General features: G+C 74.6%; 12 protein-coding genes. 4 read left to right on the forward strand and 8 right to left on the reverse strand.

The window, feature by feature from the left end; genetic code table 11:
• The first annotated feature begins 129 nt into the window (after window positions 1-129).
• Complete coding sequence (locus PV364_RS08985; RefSeq protein WP_401974857.1) at window positions 130-2,034, forward strand: Na+/H+ antiporter NhaA; 1,905 nt, start codon at window positions 130-132, stop codon at window positions 2,032-2,034.
• Here the strand turns inward: PV364_RS08985 and PV364_RS08990 are convergent.
• The 4 genes from PV364_RS08990 to PV364_RS09005 all read right to left on the reverse strand — a co-directional run bounded on the left by PV364_RS08990 (window position 2,028) and on the right by PV364_RS09005 (window position 7,680).
• Complete coding sequence (locus PV364_RS08990) at window positions 2,028-2,990, reverse strand: polyphosphate kinase 2 family protein (RefSeq protein ID WP_319659214.1); 963 nt, start codon at window positions 2,988-2,990, stop codon at window positions 2,028-2,030. The two genes, PV364_RS08985 and PV364_RS08990, sit on opposite strands and share 7 nt — an antisense overlap.
• Before the next feature lie 189 nt (window positions 2,991-3,179).
• A complete protein-coding gene (locus PV364_RS08995) occupies window positions 3,180-4,652 on the reverse strand; it encodes a SulP family inorganic anion transporter (RefSeq protein ID WP_319659215.1) in 1,473 nt (490 codons plus the stop codon).
• Between the two features lie 110 nt (window positions 4,653-4,762).
• Complete coding sequence (locus PV364_RS09000; protein ID WP_319659216.1) at window positions 4,763-5,158, reverse strand: hypothetical protein; 396 nt, start codon at window positions 5,156-5,158, stop codon at window positions 4,763-4,765.
• 107 nt (window positions 5,159-5,265) lie between these two features.
• Entirely contained in the window at window positions 5,266-7,680 is a 2,415-nt protein-coding gene (locus tag PV364_RS09005) for a SpoIIE family protein phosphatase (RefSeq protein WP_319659217.1), read from the reverse strand.
• 364 nt (window positions 7,681-8,044) lie between these two features.
• Here PV364_RS09005 and PV364_RS09010 point away from each other — a divergent pair, with 364 nt between their 5' ends.
• Window positions 8,045-8,953: a hypothetical protein gene (locus PV364_RS09010; RefSeq protein ID WP_319659218.1), complete on the forward strand. Its 909-nt coding sequence runs from the start codon at window positions 8,045-8,047 to the stop codon at window positions 8,951-8,953.
• A gap of 16 nt (window positions 8,954-8,969) precedes the next feature.
• Here the strand turns inward: PV364_RS09010 and PV364_RS09015 are convergent, their stop codons facing one another.
• The 4 genes from PV364_RS09015 to PV364_RS09030 are packed head-to-tail and all read right to left on the reverse strand — an operon-like array spanning window position 8,970 to window position 12,177.
• Window positions 8,970-10,175: a PucR family transcriptional regulator gene (locus tag PV364_RS09015; RefSeq protein WP_319659219.1), complete on the reverse strand. Its 1,206-nt coding sequence runs from the start codon at window positions 10,173-10,175 to the stop codon at window positions 8,970-8,972.
• A 49-nt stretch (window positions 10,176-10,224) separates the two neighbouring features.
• Window positions 10,225-10,533, reverse strand: a complete 309-nt coding sequence (locus PV364_RS09020) for an AzlD domain-containing protein (protein ID WP_319659220.1) — start codon at window positions 10,531-10,533, stop codon at window positions 10,225-10,227.
• Window positions 10,530-11,303: an AzlC family ABC transporter permease gene (locus PV364_RS09025; protein WP_401981137.1), complete on the reverse strand. Its 774-nt coding sequence runs from the start codon at window positions 11,301-11,303 to the stop codon at window positions 10,530-10,532. Before PV364_RS09025 ends, PV364_RS09020 begins: the two co-directional genes overlap by 4 nt.
• 25 nt (window positions 11,304-11,328) lie before the next feature.
• Window positions 11,329-12,177 (reverse strand): AraC family transcriptional regulator, encoded by an 849-nt coding sequence (locus PV364_RS09030; protein ID WP_319659222.1) that lies wholly within the window; start codon window positions 12,175-12,177, stop codon window positions 11,329-11,331.
• A 152-nt stretch (window positions 12,178-12,329) separates the two neighbouring features.
• Here PV364_RS09030 and PV364_RS09035 point away from each other — a divergent pair, with 152 nt between their 5' ends.
• Window positions 12,330-16,994: an ATP-dependent helicase gene (locus tag PV364_RS09035; protein ID WP_319659223.1), complete on the forward strand. Its 4,665-nt coding sequence runs from the start codon at window positions 12,330-12,332 to the stop codon at window positions 16,992-16,994.
• 17 nt (window positions 16,995-17,011) lie between these two features.
• On the forward strand, window positions 17,012-17,839 hold the full coding sequence (locus PV364_RS09040; RefSeq protein WP_319659224.1) for an Fpg/Nei family DNA glycosylase: 828 nt from the start codon (window positions 17,012-17,014) through the stop codon (window positions 17,837-17,839).
• Window positions 17,840-18,204 lie beyond the last annotated feature (365 nt).

Raw genomic sequence — 18,204 nt, forward strand, 5'->3', positions numbered from 1 at the left:
TCACCCTCGGTCGCACGCGGCAGCTGCGGGCGCCCGGGCAGCCGCTCGCCGGGACCGTTCCGGGCGTAGCGCGAACCGTCCTGGCCGGAAGGACGGGCCGCAGCCCCCGGCACGTGCCAGGATGACCGCGTGAGTGCCTTCTCGTCCCTGCGGGCATCGGGGCAGACACCGCGCAGTCCGGGCACGTCCGCGCCGCTGCTGCGGTTCCTGCGGACCGAGACGGCCAGCGCGGCCTATCTGCTCGCCGCCACGATCCTCGCCCTGGTGTGGGCGAACGCGGCGCCCGGGAACTACGCCTCGGTCTGGCACACCCATCTGTCGCTGACCTTGGGGTCCCACGGGGTGTCCCTTGACCTGCGGGAGTGGGTCAACAGCGGCCTGATGACGCTGTTCTTCTTCATCGTGGGCCTGGAGGCCCGGCGCGAGTTCGACCTCGGCGAGTTCCGCGAACGCATGCGGATCACGCTGCCGACGGCGGCGGGGCTGGCCGGGATGCTGGTACCGCTCGCCATCTACCTCGCCTTCACGCACGGCACGTACGGCGCGGGCGGCTGGGGCACCGTGATCTCCACGGACACCGCCTTCGCCCTGGGGATGTACGCCCTGGTGGGACGGCGGCTGCCGGTCGCGACACGGGCCTTCGTGCTGACCACCTCCGTGGTCGACGACTTCGTCGCGCTCGCCGTCATCGCGGTCGCCTACACCAGCGGGGTGTCCTGGCCGGCGCTGTTCGCCGCGATCGGCCTCTTCGTCGCGGGCACCCTGATCGGCAACTACGTGGTGCGCGTCTGCGGCGAGTGGCGCGGCGTCGGATACGCGCTGACCGGCGTCGCCGTCTGGTTCGCGATGCTGGAGTCGGGTGTGGACCCGGTCGTGACCGGCCTGGCGCTCGGCCTCATGGCGTGCGACTACCCGGCCCGCGGCGACGACCTGCGCCGGGCCAGCCTGCTCTACCTGCGCTTCCGCGAGCAGCCGACGCCGGACCTGGAACGCTCGGCGCGCCGCGGTCTGGCGATGTCGGTGTCACTCAACGCGCGGCTTCAGGAGCTCTTCCACCCCTGGACCAGCTACGTGATCGTCCCGGTGTTCGCCCTGGCCAACGCGGGCATCACCGTGAACTCCGCCCAGCTGTCCGCGGCCTTCACCTCCACCATCACCGTGGGCATCGTCGTCGCCTATGTGCTCGGCAAACCGCTCGGCATGGTGGGCGGTTCCGCGCTGACGACGTGGCTGAGCCGGGGACGGCTGCGCCCCCCGGTCGGCTGGGGCGCGGTGACGGTCGGCGGGACCATCTCCGGCATCGGCTTCACGATCGCGCTGCTCATCGCCAACCGGGCCTTCGAAGGTCGGCAGCTGGCCGAGGCAAAGATCGGCATCCTCTGCGCCGTGCTCCTCGCCTTCGTCCTGACCTGGCTCGTCACCCTCGTACTGGCCCGGCTGCCCCGGGCCCGGCGGCGACGGGCGCTGCTCGGCAAGGCGGAGCAGCTGGAGGACCTGGCCGAACCCGTGGACCCCGAGCGGGACCACATCCGCGGTCCCCATGACGCCCTGGTCACCGTCGTCGAGTACGGGGACTTCGAATGCCCCTACTGCGGGGAGGCGGAGCCGGTCATCCGCGACCTGCTCGCGGACTTCGGCGACGTCCGGTACGTCTGGCGCCATCTGCCGCTCTCCGACGTGCACCCGAACGCCGTGCTGGCCGCGCGCGCCACGGAGGCAGCCGCGGTCCAGGAGCGCTTCTGGGAGATGCACGACCAGCTCTTCGCCCACCCCCAGTCCCTGGACGGCCAGGGCCTGGTCCGTCTCGCCGGCGCGATCGAACTCGACATGGAGCGCTTCCGCCGCGACCTGGACGCGCGCGCCGTCGCACTGCGGGTCGCGGAGGACGCCGAGTCAGCCGACCTCAGCAACGTCTCGGGGACGCCCACGTTCTTCATCAACGGCCGCCGCCACTACGGCGCGTACGACATCGAGACGCTGTCGGCCGCGGTGCACACCGCCCTGGAGCGCGCCAAGACGCTCCGGCACTACTGAGGCCGTCCGGGACCGGTCCCCGGGTGGTCCGCCTCGAACGGGTCGGCGGGCGCACCCTTGGGGGCCTCCGCCTCCAGTTCCCGCCTGGCGGCGCGCAGTTCCTCGCGGACCTCGGCGCCGACCGTCGGGTACTGCGGGTCGATCTCCATCAGCGTGTGCGCGAGCACGGCCGCCGCGCAGATCCGCGCGAACCACTTGCGGTCCGCGGGCACGACGTACCAGGGCGCCCAGGTGGTGCTGGTGGCCGACAGCATCTCGGAGAACGCCCCCTGGTACTCGTCCCAGTGGCGCCGCTCCCTGACGTCGGCCGCGGAGAACTTCCAGTTCTTCTCCGGCAGGTCGATCCGCTTCAGGAAACGGGCGCGCTGCTCCTCCTTGGAGAGGTTCAGGAAGACCTTGACCACCTTGAAGCCGTTGTCGGTGAGATAGCGCTCCCAGTCGTTGATCTCCCGGTAGCGGCGCTTCCACAGCGCCTTTCCGTGCGGGGCGCCGGGCAGCCGCTGGCGGTCGAGGACCTGCGGGTGCACCCGGACGACGAGGACCTCCTCGTAGTGCGAGCGGTTGAAGATCGCGATGTCCCCGCGGGCGGGCAGCCTGCGGGCGTAGCGCCACAGGTAGTCGTGGTCCAGTTCCTCGGCGGAGGGCACCTTGAAGCTGCTGACCTTCACCCCCTGCGGATTGACGCCGCTCATGACGTGGCGGATCGTCCCGTCCTTGCCGCCGGCGTCCAGCGCCTGGAGGCACAGCAGGACGCCGTAGGTGTCCTGGGCGGCCAGCCGTGCCTGGTACTCGGCGAGCAGTGCGACGCCCGTCTTCAGCAGTTCCACGCCCTCCGGTTTGGTCAGGTGGGCCTTGTAGCGCGGGTCGAAGTCCTCGGCCAGGTCCACCGCCGACCCCGGCTTCACGCGCAGCGGCTCGATGAACTCCGCAATGCGCCGGGCACTCCTGTCGGCCATCGCGGCCACCCTTCCCTTTCCGCTGTCTTCCGCTCCCTGTCACCCCTGTCACCCTGTCCCGTGTTCCCCCTGTCGACAGGTTGCCCACGGCGGGCGCGGCGGGCGTCACGGGGAGTACCGCCACGCTCCGCCGGTGCACCGGCCGCGTCAACCGCACCACGGCCGTTCGCCTGACCCGCCCGGCTCCGGTCAGACGGCCGGTGCCGGGCGTACGGCAGCGGTCCCGGGCGCGGTGCGGGTCTCCGCCCAGGAGCGCAGCGCGACGCTGCTGGCGTGGTCCCGGTGCCGCAGCCCCGTCAGGTCCAGCTCGACCGGACGGTGCGCGGGCAGTGCCTCCAAGGCGTCGAGCATCTTCGGCAGGCGCAGGAAGGTGGCGTTCCCGGTGAGCCGCACGGTGATGGCGCCCTGGCCGCGATCGGTGACGGCCACGTGCACCTGTGAGATCTCCCACGCCGTCTTGGCGACGGCGAGCCCCAGGCCGATGAGGACGCCCTCGAACATGTTGACCGTCACGATGGCCGTGACCGTCACCGCAAGGACGACGGCCTCGCCCCGGTGCGCGGGCCACAGCGCCCTCAACTGGGCGACCGGCAGCAGCTTGACGCCCGCGTGCACCAGGACACCGGCCAGAGCGGCGAGCGGGATGTACCCCAGGACGGCCGGCAGCAGGGCGGCGAACAGCAGCAGCCACACCCCGTGCAGCACGCGGGAGGCCTTCGTGCGGGCCCCGGCGTGCACATTGGCCGAGCTGCGCACGATGACGGCCGTCATAGGGAGCGCCCCCAGCAGCCCGCACACGGTGTTGCCCGCGCCCTGGGCCATGAGCTCCTTGTTGTAGCGGGTGCGCGGACCGTCGTGCAGCCGGTCCACCGCGGCCGCGCTGAACAGGCTCTCCGCGGAGGCGATCAGCGTGAACGCCACGACGGTGCCGAGCACTTCGAGCGAGGCGAGGCCGCCGAGCGTCTCGGCGCCCGGCAGCCGCAGCGCGTCCAGCACTCCCCGCACCTGGACGGTCTTCAGCGGCAGGTGCAGCAGCGCCCCGGCCGCCGTGGCGCCGGCGACCGCCACGAGCGCCCCCGGCACCACTCGGGCCCTGGCCGGCAGCCGCTGCCACAGCACGATGACCGCGATCGTCCCCACCCCCACGGCCAGGGCCGACAGCGCCCGCGGTTCGGTCACCACGTGGGCGACCAGGCCGGGCAGACCGGTGACCTTGCCGGGGCCGGAGCCGGGCGCCTCGTGGTCGGCCATCGCGTACAGCTGACCGAGGATGATGATCAGGCCGATGCCGCCGAGCATCCCCTCGACCACCGACACCGAGATGGCCCGGAACCACCGGCCCAGGCCCGCCGCGCCCAGGACGAGTTGCAGCACGCCGGTGGCGAGGACGACGACGCCGAGCGCCGCCACGCCGTGCTCCCGCACGGCCTCGTACACGAGCACGGTCAGGCCCGCGGCCGGACCGCTGACCTGGAGGCTGCTGCCCGGCAGCAGGCCGGTCACCAGGCCGCCGACGATGCCGGTGACCAGGCCGAGTTCGGCGGGGACGCCGGAGGCGACGGCGACGCCCACGCACAACGGCAGGGCGACGAGGAAGACGACGAGCGAGGCCGTGAGATCAGTGCGCAGGACGCGGGTGACGGACTGGACTGCAGGAGGCATGGCGGACACCTTCGTTGCGGAAAGCGGACAGGGGGCACCCGGCGCACGGAGGCCGGGCGGACCGGGGACGGGACACGTCCCCCGCGCAGGGGCGAGCGGCCCCTGCCCTGTCAGCAGCGCGGAACGGGCGGCGCCGAGGGGGCGTTCGGCGGTTGGGCGGCGGCAGTGGCAGCACGGCACGCGCCACCCTCCGGCGCGGCGGCCGGGGCACGGTCGTCGTGCGTCAGGGCCGTCGCGAGGTCGCGCACCGCGTGCCCGTACCGGGAGTGCGGGGCGGCGACCCGGCAGGAGTCGGGGCCGCCCCCGTGGTGCCCGCTGTCGGCCGGGACGGCCAGCGGCTGGAGGGGAGCGCACGCGGGCGCGGCGCACCGGCCGGTCCCGGGAGAGGCCGCGTGCGCGCCGGCGGGCGTGAGGGCCGCGTGAACGAGCGCGAGCAGGGCGACCAGGACCGCCGCGCACCACGTGCCACGCCGCGTGGGGCGGCGGGTGCAGGCGTCAGGCCGCATGGGGACCCCCTTGTGTTCTTCCTACGAGGGAACCTCCCGGCCCCGCGAAACCCGGGCCGCCCGGGGCGCGGGTCCGCGCGTTTCACCCGCAATGGTGAACGCCGCGGTCACCGCCCGGCGTCCCCCAGAGGCTGCTCCGCCCAGATCGTCTTGCCGGTGTCCGTGTAGCGGCTCCCCCAGCGGCTGGAGAGCTGCGCGATCAGGAACAGGCCGCGCCCTCCCTCGTCGGACAGCCGCGCCCTGCGCAGCCGCGGCTGGGTCTGGCTGGCGTCGGACACCTCGCAGACCAGGTTCTCGTCACGGATCAGGCGCAGCGCCACGGGGGCGCCGCCGTAGCGGATGGCGTTGGTGACGAGCTCGCTGGTGATCAGCTCGGTGGGGAACGCCAGGTAGGTCAGGTCCCAGTGCTCCAGCTGTGCTTCCACCGCCGTGCGGGCCTCGGCGACCACCGCGGGATCGGCGGGGAACCACCAGGTGGCCACGGCGTCGGGGGGCAGCGGCCGCATGCGGGCGACGAGCAGGGTCACGTCGTCGTCCGGCGGCCCGGGGAGCAGGTCGTCCAGCAGCGTGCGGCCCGTGCGGGTGGGCGTGGCGCCCTCCGCCACGTCGGCGGAGAGAACGGCGCGCATGCGGGTCAGGCGCTCCGCCGGGGTGCCGTCGGGCTGCGACAGCAACGGCAGGTTGTAGAAGGCGAGCATGCTGCCCGGCGGGATCTCGAACCCCACCGGCTCGAAGGGCAGGCTGTCCACCCCGAGTGGCGGCCCGGGCTTGACGTCGACGACCTCGGCGGGGGCTCCTGGGGCGGCGAAGACCGGCGGCGGGTGCCCGGCGCTGGCCATGTCGCAGCGGCCCGCCACGGGGTCGTACACGCAGTACAGGCAGGTCGCCCCGGTCGCCGTGGGCGGGGCGTCCCCGGGGCCGTCCTCGGGCGGCAATTCCACGTCGCCGAGCCGGACCACCAGGTCGTCCAGGTGGGCGAGGAGTTCACCGGGCGGCAGGTCGAGGTCGCCCAGCGTCTGCACCGCGGTGCGGAGCCGGCCCATGGTGGCCGCGGCGTTGAGGCCGTGGCCGGTCACGTCGCCGATGACGAACGCCAGCCGCGAGGAGGACAGCGGGATGACGTCGAACCAGGCGCCGCCGACACCCTCCGTACTGCCGGCCGGGACGTAGCTCCCGGCGGTCCGCGCCGCGCGGGTCTCGGTCACGGCCGGCGGCAGCAGGCTGCGCTGCAGCGCTTCCACGGTGCGGTGCTCACGGGTGTAGCGGCGGGCGTTGTCCAGGCCGAGGGCGGTCCGCGAGGCGATCTCCTCCGCGAGGGCGGCGTCCCCTTGTCCGAAAGGGGCGACGGCGCGCGTGCGCCACAGCATCAGGGTGCCCAGCACCAGGCCGCGGGCGCTCAGCGGCACCACGAGGAACGACTCGGCGGCCTCCGGCAGCAGCACCTGGGCCTCTTCCGAGCGGAGTCCCGGGCCGTCCCGCCACTGGTCCAGGTGCGGCAGGAGTCCGGCCGTGCCCCGGCGGACGTGCTCCGCCGCCACGCCGGGCACCTCGAACGTGGCACCGAGCGGGTGGACGTCGGGCGGCCAGCGCCCGTCGGAGGAGGCCACGGCGACCCGCTGGAATCCGGCCCCCGGCCCCGCCTCGCCGGGTTCCTGGCCGATCAGCACACCCTGTGTGAGGTCCACGGCCGCCAGGCTGGCGAACCCCCGCGAGACCAGGACGTCCGCGAGCTCCCGGGCGACGGTGGGGACGGCCAGGCTGCGGCCGATCCGTTCGGCGGCGGCCTGCAGCAGCGACATGCGCTCACGCGCCGCGTGTTCCTGCGTGACGTCGGTGAAGACCATCGCGACACCGATGGGGCGGCCTGTGGACGCGTGCAGCCGGAAGGCGGAGAACGACAGCGCCCGCTCCCGCTCCGGCGCGCTCCGCAGCCGGGCGCTGTGCACCCAGTCGACCATCGGATCGCCCGTCTCCACCACGCGCCGCAGCTGTGCGCGCACCGCCTCGGCGTCCGGGGGGATCAGTTCGTCCTCGACTCCGTGGGCGAACGCCGCGGTGCCGGCGCCGACCGGCGCATGGCCCAGGGTGTGCGGGGCGAGGTTGAGGCGGGTCGTGGTCAGATCCATGCCGTGGATCGCCAGACCCACCCGCTGCTGCCGGAACAGGGCCCTGACCAGCGCCTGGTCCTCCTGGCGGCGGATGGCGAGCGACAGGGGCGTGATGGCCACCATGAGTCCCCCGCCGCCGGGCGCCCGCATGCGCCGCGTCTCCATGCAGACCATGACCGTCGTACCGTCCGCGCGGCGCAGCTCCACATCGCCGTGCGACCCCGCCAGGGGCCACAGGCCGGCGTCGGCCAGCAGGTCGGCGATCGGGCGGCCGCACACGGCCTCGGGCCTCAGACCGGTGAGTTCGCGCACCGCCTCGCTGCACATGACGACGCTGCCGTGCCCGTCGACCACGAGCACGGCGCCGCTGTCGTGCGGCGTGTCGAGATTGCGGAGGTCGGTGTGCGTGCTCACCCATGCGCCCGCTTTCCTGGACTTCCCTCCCATTCAAACCCCCGGGTGCCGCAGGGCGCAGCGCGGCGAGGTCGGCGGTGCCCGGGGGGGGAGCGGAAGCGTCGTGAGGAGCACGGAGCGCGGCGCGGCCGCCGCACGCTCCCGTGCCCGGCCGCCGGATCCCCGCACCCGTTTTCCACCGCAGCGGATCCGCCGTCGCCACTCCTGCGCTCCGCGGTTTCCGGGGCACTTCGGCCGCGCGGTTCGTACGGAACGTCAACCTCCGGCACCGGGTGTCCCGCGCCGGGGGGCGCGTGGTCGCACGGCAGGGTGCACCAAGGGCGCAGCCGTATGCAGAGAGCGCACGGAGGCCTACTGTGCGCACATGCCAGCAACCCCGCTAGAGCGCGCCGAGTACTTCGTGTGGCTGACCGCACGCGTGCTCGACCAGCGCAGGTTCGCGTACCACTTCAGGAACGGACCGGCGGACGCGGTGGAGTCCGCGCTGACCGCGTACCGCAACGACGACGAGGGATTCGGCCACGCCCTGGAGCCGGACCTGCGCGGCCCGGTGAGCCAGCCGCTGCACGTCGCCCGCGCCCTGCGCGTGCTCGACGAGATCGGCAGGTGCGGCAGCCAGCGCGCCGAGCGGATCTGCCGCTACCTGACCGCCGTCTCCACCCCGGAGGGCGCACTGCCGGCGGTGCACCCCTCCGTGCGCGGCTACCCCGTCGCCCCCTGGCTGCCGGTGGTGGACGACCCGCCGAGCGACCTGCTGACCACCGCCCCGGTGGTCGGGACGCTGCACCGCAACGGGGTGTGGCACGCCTGGCTGTTCCGGGCGACGGACTTCTGCTGGGAGGCCATCGACGCGCTGGACAAGACCCATCCCTACGAGGTCGTCGCGGCCCTGGCGTTCCTCGACCACGCGCCGGACCGGATGCGGGCCCGGGAGGCGGCCGCGCGGCTGGGGCGCCTGGTGCGCGAGCAGCGCCTCGTCGTGCTCGACCCGCGGCGCGCGGGGGACGAGCCCGTCCCGTCCGGCTACGCGCCCGGCGAGCACCACTTCGCGTACGACTACGCGACCGGCCCGGACTCGCTGGCCCGCCAGTGGTTCTCGGACACCGAGACCGACACGGCACTGGACTTCCTCGCGGCGCAGCAGCAGGACGACGGCGGCTGGCCGATCCGGTGGCACGCGTGGGCACCCGGGACCGCGCTCGAGTGGCGGCCGGTCGTCACCGTCGACGCCCTGCGCACGCTGCGGGCCTACGGCCGGTCCCTGGACGGCTGAAGGGTCCCCGGCCCCCTCAGCCCGCCGCGGCGGCGTCGCGCAGCAGGAGCGCGGCCAGCGCCAGGGCCGTGCCGTGGGGCGTGGCGAGGTCGAGGCCGGTGAGCTCGGTGATGCGGGCCAGCCGGTTGTCCACCGTGTTGGGGTGCAGGCCCAACTGCCGGGCCGTGCTCCGGCGCTCCTGCCTGCTGCCCAGGTACGTGCGCAGGGTCTCCACCAGGTCCGGCCGCCCGGTGATCGGGTCGAGCAGCGCCGCGATCCGTTCCCCGCTGCCGTCGCGGTGCGCCAGGTGGTACTCGAGCAGCACGTCGTCGAGCCTGTGCAGTCCCGCCGCGAGTCCGCCGGCCCGGGCCACCCGCAGGATCTCCGAGGCCGTGCGGGCCGCCCCGGCGATCGCGCCGGGATCCGCGGCGGGCACGGCCGCCACCCGTATCTCCGGGGAGCAGGCGTGTCGCAGCCGCGCCAGCAGGTCCGCGTCGGTGCCGTGCGGCACGGCGTGGCCGGGCACGACCGCGTGACCGCCGCCGGTGTCCAGCACAGCGGGCACGTCCGTCCCGTACGTCCGGTCGAGCGCCGCCTGTACGCGGCGCAGATCCCGTCGCACCGCCAGGGGGGCGCGTACCGGGCCGTCGCCGGGCGGCAGCCGCAAGGCCAGCACCAGGGCGCCGTCCGCCAGGCCGAGCCGGGCCGCCGGGAAACGGTCGACGGGGAGGGTGCCGTCGAGCAGCGCCCGCACCAGGGAGCGGTCGCGTTCGCGCTCCTCGGCCGCCAGGGCGGCCCGCTCGTCGACGTACGTCTCGGACACCGCGCCCACCAGGTACTCCTGGGCGGCGAGCAGGAAGCCCGCCAGTTCGATCAGCGCGTCCTCCTCGCCGGGGCGCGCGGCGGCGCGCAGCGACCGCCACAGGGCGTGCGTGCCCTGCAACTGGCCGCGGAGCAGCAGGTGCAGGGGCAGCCCGTCGTCGGCGTGCTGGGCGGCGCGTTCCCGCAACAGGCGCGTGTCGCCCCGGTCACCCCGCACGGCACGCCGGATCAGCCAGCGCAGCCCGTGCCGCGCGGCTGCCGCGATGCGGGGGTCCTTCGCCTCCGGTGTGAGGTCCGCGAGCGCCGGAGGGCCGGTCAGGGCGGCGTCGGTGATCCGGGCGAGATCGCCCGCCTTGGACTCGCAGCGCGCGGCGAGAGCACGGGCCGCGTCGGAGAGGACCGGCAGGGCGTCGGCCGCCATCGTCCCTACCCCCACTTCCGCAACGATTGTGACGGGTCACCCTAACGGGTCACCCCGTGACGGCCCGCAGCGATCCCGTCACCACGACCGCCACCGCCACGACCACGAGGAACGGCGCGCGGAGCACCAGCGCCACCGCGGCCGCCGCCAGTCCGGCACCGCGAGCGTCCAGCACCAGGGTGCGGCCCTCGCCGAAGGTCTGCAGTGCCGTCAGCGCCGCCAGCAGCGCGATGGGCAGCAGTGCGGCCAGCCGCCGCACCAGGGGGCGTTCCAGGAAGCCGGCCGGGACGGACAGACCGAGCAGCTTCACGGCGTAGCAGCCGAACGCGGTGGCCGCGATGGCGATCCAGGTGCTCAACGCGCGTTCTCCTCACGGCGGGTGGTGACCAGGACGAGGGGCGCGGCAAGCGCCGCGACCAGGATCGGCACACCGGCCGGCAGCAACGGCATGCCGACCAGCGCGAGCAGAACGGCGACGGCCGCCGTGGCCCGCTCGCGGCGGCCCCGCAGCATGGGCGCGAGGAGCGCCAGGAAGACCGCGGGGCCGGCCGCGTCCAGGCCCCAGTCGGCAGGGTCGCCGAGCGCGGCGGCGCCCAGGGCACCGCCGAGCGTCGTCAGGTTCCACAACGCGTAGAGGCAGGCCCCGGTGACGGTGAATCCGAGACGGGCGCTCGCCCGGTCGGGCTGGGCGAGCGCCACGGCCGAGGTCTCGTCGATCACCCACTGTGCCGCCAACGGGCGCAGTGCGCGCGGGAGCCCGAGCAGTCCGGACAGGCGAAGCCCGTAGAAGGCGTTGCGTATGCCGAGGAAGAACGCCCCCGCCGCGGCTGCGTAGGCCCCGCTGCCCGCGCCCAGCGCGCCGACGAGCGCGAACTGCGAGGCGCCGGTGAAGACCAGCAGGCTGAGCGCACAGGTCTGCAGCAGGCTCAGCCCGGCTCCTGCCGAGGTCACGCCGAAGGCGAACCCGGAGAGCCCCACCGCGACGCCCACTGCCAGGGCGTCGCGGACCACGGCCGGACGCGGCCGGCCGGGGCGCGCCCCCTCGGCGGCGTGGTCCGCCTGCTCGGCGTTGTCCGTGTTCTCGGGGCTGTCTGTGTTCTCGGCGTTCTCGGCGTTCTCGGCGTCCATGGGTGCTGCGGTCACCCGGACGACGTTAGGCGGCGCCCTGGGAGCCGTCTTGTACGTTATTGCGCTCCCGCCGGTAGGCGCCGGGCGGTACACCGACGATGCGCGTGAAATGCCGGTTCAGGTGGGACTGGTCGGTGAAGCCGACGGCCACGGCCGCCGCCGCGGGTGCCGTTCCGGCGTCCAGGAGACGGCGTGCCCTGCGCACCCGTGCGTCGGTCAGCCAGGCGTGCGGGGGCATCCCGTACAGGTCGCGGAAGGCGCGCAGCAGGGAGAAGGGGCTCGTGTCCAGGGCCGCCGCGAGCTCCGCCAGGGGCGGCGGATCGGCCAGCCGCTCCTGCAGCAGCTCACGAGCGCGCTGGGCATTGCGCGCCCCGGCCGTCAGCGGCGTCCGCGCCGCCATCGTGCCGCCGTGGTCCCGCAGCAGGCGCGCGATCACCAGCCGCATCATGGTGTCGGCGGCGAGGGCGTTGTGCGCCTCGGCCGCCCGCAGCACCTCCGTGACCAGGCGCACCGCCTCGGGATCATCGGCCACCGCCGTCGCGAAACGCGGCGCCCCGCGGATCGCCGTCGTCTCCGCGGCCACATCGGCGACCACGTCCGCCCCGGGGTAGATCACGCTGTACGCCCAGCCCTCCGGCACCCCGGCGTGGCCGGTGTGCACCACGTCCGGGTTGATCAGCGCCAGCGCCCCAGGGCCGGCCCGCTCGACCGTGCCGTGGTGCTGGAAGGCCTCGACGCCCTTGGTGATGCCCGCGATCACGAACGACTCGTGCGTGTGCCGCACGAACGTCTTGCGCACGTACCGCGCCCGCAGCAGATCGACGCCCGGCAACCCCGGATGCCGCCAGTGCCGCGCCCGCTCCTCCCCTGCCATGCCCCCATTCTGCGCCGCCCGGCCCCGGGTCCGGCCGGCAGCCGTCCCCGCGGCCACCTGCGTCGCGCACACCACATCCGTCACAGACGCAGCGCGCACGGGTTGGGCCGGACGAGCGCGCGTTGTCAGTGGTCCGAGGCAGGATGGAAGGCATGTCGCGACGGAACAGCGGGGGCGCACCGGAGGAGGCGGACTCGGCCGGGGCGCTCGACGGATTCTCACCGGCCACGCGGGCGTGGTTCACGGGTGCCTTCCACGCGCCCACAGCCGCGCAGGCGGGGGCGTGGAAGGCCATCGCCGGGGGCTCCGACGTCCTCGTGGTGGCCCCGACGGGTTCCGGGAAGACCCTCGCGGCGTTCCTCGCCGCCCTCGACGGCCTGGCGTCGACACCGCCGCCCGCCGACCCCAAGCGCCGTTGCCGCGTGCTGTACGTCTCGCCGCTGAAGGCCCTCGCCGTCGACGTCGAGCGCAATCTGCGCAGCCCCCTGACCGGCCTGCGGCACGAGGCGGTCCGCCTGGGGCTGCCGGAGCCCGAGGTGCGGGTGGGCATCCGGTCGGGCGACACTCCGGCCGCCGAGCGGCGGGCGCTGGCGACGCGGCCGCCGGACATCCTCATCACCACGCCCGAATCGCTGTTCTTGATGGTGACCTCCTCGACGCGGGACGCGCTGCGCGGTGTGGAGACCGTGATCCTCGACGAGGTGCACGCCGTGGCGGGCACGAAGCGCGGCGCGCATCTGGCGCTGTCCCTGGAGCGGCTGGACGAACTGCTGGAGCGCCCCGCCCGGCGCATCGGCCTGTCCGCGACCGTGCGCCCCGTGGACGAGGTGGCGCGCTTCCTGTCGCCGCAGCGCAAGGTGACGGTCGTACAGCCCCCCTCGCAGAAGGAGTTCGACCTCTCCGTGGTCGTCCCGGTCGAGGACCTGGGCGAACTGGGCGGCTCCCCGGCCTCGGAGACCGACGACCCGCGCCCGTCGATCTGGCCGCACGTGGAGGAGCGCATCGCCGACCTGGTGCAGAGCCACCGGTCCACCATCGTCTTCGCCAACTCCAGGCGCCTGGCGGAGCGTCTGTGCAACCGCCTGAACGAGATCGCGTACGAGCGCGCCACGGGCGAGCCGCTGCCCGAGGGCGCGCCGCCGGCGGAGATCATGGCGCAGTCCGGCGCCGCGCACGGGGCACCGCCGGTACTGGCGCGGGCACACCACGGCTCGGTCTCCAAGGAGCAGCGCGCCCTGGTCGAGGAGGACCTCAAGGCGGGCCGGCTCCCCGCCGTCGTGGCGACGTCCAGCCTGGAGCTGGGCATCGACATGGGCGCGGTCGACCTGGTCGTCCAGGTGGAGTCGCCGCCCTCGGTGGCCTCCGGGCTGCAGCGCGTCGGCCGTGCCGGTCACCAGGTGGGGGCGGTCTCCACGGGCGTGGTGTTCCCCAAGTACCGCGGCGACCTGGTGCAGTCGGCCGTCGTCACCGAGCGCATGCGGGAGGGCGCGATCGAGGCGCTGCGCGTCCCGGCCAATCCACTGGACGTCCTCGCGCAGCAGTTGGTCGCGATGACGGCGCTGGACACATGGGACGTGGACGAGCTGCTGGCGGTGGTGCGCCGGGCCGCGCCCTTCGCGGCGCTGCCGCACTCGGCGTACACCGCCGTGCTGGACATGCTGGCCGGCCGCTACCCCTCGGACGCCTTCGCCGAGCTGCGGCCGCGCCTGGTGTGGGACCGGGTGGCGAACACGGTGAGCGGCCGCCCCGGCGCGCAGCGCCTGGCGGTGACCTCGGGCGGCACGATCCCGGACCGCGGCCTGTTCGGGGTGTTCCTCGCGGGCGCCGACCCGAAGAAGGGCGGCGGCCGCGTCGGGGAGCTCGACGAGGAGATGGTCTACGAATCCCGGGTCGGGGACGTCTTCACCCTGGGCACGACCTCCTGGCGCATCGAGGACATCACCCGTGACCGGGTCCTGGTCTCCCCCGCGCCCGGCGTGCCCGGGCGGCTGCCGTTCTGGAAGGGCGACCAGCTGGGCCGCCCGCTGGAACTGGGCCGGGCGGTGGGCGCGTTCCTGCGCGAGGTCGGCAGGCTGGACCCCGCCAAGGGGCGTGAACGGCTGTCCGCCGCCGGCCTGGACCCCTGGGCCGTCGACAATGTGCTGGCCTACCTGGACGAGCAGCGGCGCGCCTGCGGCCATGTGCCGGACGACCGCACCATCGTGGTCGAGCGCTTCCGCGACGAGCTCGGCGACTGGCGCGTCGTGATCCACTCGCCGTTCGGCGCGCAGGTGCACGCGCCCTGGGCGCTGGCCCTGGGCGCCCGCCTGGGCGAGCGGTACGGCTTCGACGCGCAGGTGATGCACGCCGACGACGGCATCGTGCTGCGCCTGCCCGACGCCGACCTGATGGGCCTCGACCTGATGGACGTGGACCCGGCCCGCCAGGGTGCCGAGTTCGACACCGAGCAGTCCCCGGTGGGCGCCGGCGACGTGGCGTTCGACAAGGGCGAGGTCGAGCAGCTGGTCACCGACCAGGTCGGCGGATCCGCGCTGTTCGCCTCCCGCTTCCGCGAGTGCGCCGCCCGCGCCCTGCTCCTGCCGCGCCGCGACCCGGGCAAACGCACCCCCTTGTGGCAGCAGCGGCAGCGCGCCGCGCAACTGCTCCAGGTCGCCTCGGAGTTCGGCTCGTTCCCGATCGTCCTGGAGGCGGTCCGCGAATGCCTGCAGGACGTCTTCGACGTCCCCGGCCTGGTCGAGCTGATGGGCGACATCGAGTCCCGCAAGGTCAGGCTGGTAGAGGTCACCACCCCCGAGCCGTCGCCCTTCGCCAAGTCGCTCCTCTTCGGCTACGTCGCGCAGTTCCTGTACGAGGGCGACTCCCCGCTCGCCGAGCGGCGCGCCGCGGCGCTGTCCCTGGACTCCCACCTGCTGGCGGAGCTGCTGGGCCAGGCCGAGCTGCGCGAACTGCTCGACGCCGACGTGATGGCGGAGCTGGAGCGGGAGTTGCAGTGGCTCACCGAGGAGCGCCGGGTCAAGGACGCCGAAGGCGTCGCCGACCTCCTGCGCGTGCTCGGGCCGCTCGACGACGCCGAGCTGGCGGCCCGCGGCGCCGACCCGGGCTGGGCGGGCGACCTGGAGACCGCGCGCCGCGCCATCCGCGTGCGCGTCGCGGGCGCGGACCGCTGGGCGGCCGTGGAGGACGCCGGGCGCCTGAGGGACGCGCTGGGCACCGCGCTCCCGGTCGGGGTGCCGGAGGCCTTCACCGAGCCCGTCAAGGACCCGCTGGCGGATCTGCTGGCCCGCCACGCCCGTACCCACGGCCCCTTCACCTCCGCGGAGGCGGCGTACCGCTTCGGCCTGGGCACGGCCGTCGCGGACGGCACGCTGCACCGTCTGGCCGCGTCCGGGCGCGTGGTCCAGGGCGAGTTCCGCCCCGGAGGCGCCGGGCACGAGTGGTGCGACGCGGGCGTGCTGCGCCGGCTGCGCCGCCGGTCCCTGGCCGCGCTGCGCCACGAGTTGGAGCCGGTGCCGCCGGCCACCCTGGCCTCCTTCCTGCCGCAGTGGCAGCACGTGGGCACCCACGGCCTGCGCGGCCTGGACGGGCTGGTCCGGGCGGTGGAGCAGCTCCAGGGCGCGGCCGTGCCCGCGTCGGCCCTGGAGAAGCTGGTGCTCCCGGCCCGTGTCACCGGCTACACCCCGGCGATGCTGGACGAACTGACCTCGGCCGGCGAGGTGGTGTGGTCCGGGGCCGGCGCCCTGCCGGGCAAGGACGGCTGGGTGTCGCTGTATCTCGCGGAGACCGCGCCGCTGTTGCTCCCCGAGCCGCAGCCCCTGGAGCTCTCCCCGCTCCACCACGCCGTCCTTGACGCGCTGTCGGCGGGCTACGGCCTGTTCTTCCGGCAGATCGCCGAGCAGGTGCGGGCGGCCGGGCACGAGCCGAGCGACCCCGAACTGGCCGAAGTGGTCTGGGAGCTGGCCTGGTCGGGCCGGCTCACCAACGACACCCTCTCGCCGTTGCGCGCGCTGCTGGGCTCGGGCCGCACCGCGGGCTCGACCGCCCACCGGGCGCCCCGCGCCGTCCCGCGCGGCCGTTACGGGGGCCTCACCGGGCGCACGGGTGGCGTGCCACGCGCCACGGCGTCCCGCGGCGGCCCGCCGACCACGGCCGGCCGCTGGTCCCTCGTACCGGCCCTGGAGACCGACCCCACCCACCGGGCGCACGCCCTCACCCACACCCTGCTGGACCGGCACGGCGTCGTCACCCGCGGCGCGGTGGCCGCCGAGGGCGTCGAGGGCGGCTTCTCAGCCGCCTACCGCGTGCTGGCGGCCTTCGAGGAGACCGGTCAGGCCCGCCGCGGCTACGTCGTGGAGGGCCTGGGCGCCGCCCAGTTCGCCATGGACGGCGCCGTGGACCGGCTGCGCGCCATCAGCAACGCCCGCGACCGCGAGGAGGGCCGCCGCGAGAAGGCCCGTACGGTCGTCCTCGCTGCCGCCGATCCCGCCAATGCCTATGGCGCCGCCTTGCCGTGGCCCGAGCAGCCCACCGGGGTGACCCACCGGCCGGGCCGCAAGGCGGGCGCACTCGTCGTGCTGGTCGACGGCGAACTCGTGCTCTACGTGGAGCGCGGCGGGAAGACGCTGCTGGCCTGGGCCCAGGACGAGGAACGCCTCCAGGCGGCCGCCGACGCCCTGGCGCTCGCGGTACGGGACGGGGCGCTGGGCCGCCTGACGGTGGAGCGCACCAATGGCGAGCCGGCCCTCACCTCCACGCTCGGCAGCGCCTTGGAGGCGGCGGGATTCCACGCCACGCCCCGCGGCCTGCGGCTGCGGGCCTGACGACGAGGGGGGACGCCGTGCCCGAGGGAGACACGATTTGGCGCGCCGCGCACCGCCTGCACCTCGCGCTGGCCGGAAGGGTGCTGCTCCGAAGCGACCTGCGGGTGCCGCGCCTGGCGACCGCCGATCTGTCCGGCCGGCAGGTCGAGGAGGTGGTCGCGCGCGGCAAGCATCTGCTCACCCGGGTCGAGGGCGGGCTGACCCTCCACTCGCACCTGCGCATGGAGGGCTCCTGGCAGGTGTACGGGCCGGACGAGCGCTGGCGGGGCGGCCCCGACCACCAGGTCCGGGCTGTGCTGGCCAACGCCGAACAGGTCGTGGTGGGCTACCGGTTGCCGGTGCTGGAGTTGCTGCGGACCGCCGAGGAGGACAAGGCGGTCGGCCATCTCGGCCCCGATCTGCTCGGCCCGGACTGGGATCCCGTCGAGGCCGCCTACCGGCTGGGGGCGAACCCGGACCGCTCCGTGGGCGAGGCGCTGCTGGACCAGCGCAACCTCGCGGGCATCGGCAATGTCTACAAGTGCGAGTTGTGCTTCCTGCGCGGTGTCACACCGTGGACGCCGGTCCGTGACGTCCCGGCGCCCGAGCGGGTCGTCGACCTGGCCCAGCGGTTGCTGGAGGCCAACAAGACCCGGCACGGCCACATCACCACCGGGGACACCCGCCGTGGCCGCACCCACTGGGTCTACGGCCGGGCCCACCAACCCTGCCTGCGCTGCGGCACCATGATCCGCGTCGCCGACCAAGGCCCGCGCGGCCAGGCGCGGGTGACCTATTGGTGCCCCCGCTGCCAGATCGGTCCGGCCCCCCAGGCGGCGGCCCGTTCCGGGTCCCGCAACTACTGACGTAACGTCAGCTCCCGCGTGGGAAGGTCACACGGCACCCAGTGGGCCACCGCACGCGCCGCGCCCCCGGGCCGCCTCGGCGACCCGGGGGACGTGACGCACACTGTGCTCCTCCCGGCTTTTCCCGGTTCCCCGGCCTGTGACGGCTCAGCCTTCACGACGGGCGAGATTCACTCGCCCGACGGCGGAGTCGTCGTGCCCTGGCAGGGAGTGGCTGCGCGGCCCCGGCACTCTCCCCCATGGCCATCTGCCCATGGAGGCGCCGTCCTCGCGAACGGGCGCCACCGCGCCGTCCGGTCCCCGTGACCACCTCGCCGAATGCATCGGGATGATGCTCAGGCCCCAGCCGCCGGCTGCAACGAGAC

This window comes from Streptomyces sp. MI02-7b (assembly GCF_033793585.1).
Taxonomy (GTDB): Bacteria; Actinomycetota; Actinomycetes; order Streptomycetales; family Streptomycetaceae; genus Actinacidiphila.

What these genes read in the sequence shown, in the direction of transcription:
- PV364_RS08990 (WP_319659214.1), bottom strand. Translation starts at nt 2,990, where the DNA reads ATGGCCGACAGGAGTGCCCGGCGCATTGCGGAGTTCATCGAGCCGCTG.
- PV364_RS08995 (WP_319659215.1), bottom strand. Translation starts at nt 4,652, where the DNA reads ATGCCTCCTGCAGTCCAGTCCGTCACCCGCGTCCTGCGCACTGATCTC.
- PV364_RS09000 (WP_319659216.1), bottom strand. Translation starts at nt 5,158, where the DNA reads ATGCGGCCTGACGCCTGCACCCGCCGCCCCACGCGGCGTGGCACGTGG.
- PV364_RS09010 (WP_319659218.1), top strand. Translation starts at nt 8,045, where the DNA reads ATGCCAGCAACCCCGCTAGAGCGCGCCGAGTACTTCGTGTGGCTGACC.
- PV364_RS09015 (WP_319659219.1), bottom strand. Translation starts at nt 10,175, where the DNA reads ATGGCGGCCGACGCCCTGCCGGTCCTCTCCGACGCGGCCCGTGCTCTC.
- PV364_RS09025 (WP_401981137.1), bottom strand. Translation starts at nt 11,303, where the DNA reads ATGGACGCCGAGAACGCCGAGAACGCCGAGAACACAGACAGCCCCGAG.
- PV364_RS09030 (WP_319659222.1), bottom strand. Translation starts at nt 12,177, where the DNA reads ATGGCAGGGGAGGAGCGGGCGCGGCACTGGCGGCATCCGGGGTTGCCG.
- PV364_RS09035 (WP_319659223.1), top strand. Translation starts at nt 12,330, where the DNA reads ATGTCGCGACGGAACAGCGGGGGCGCACCGGAGGAGGCGGACTCGGCC.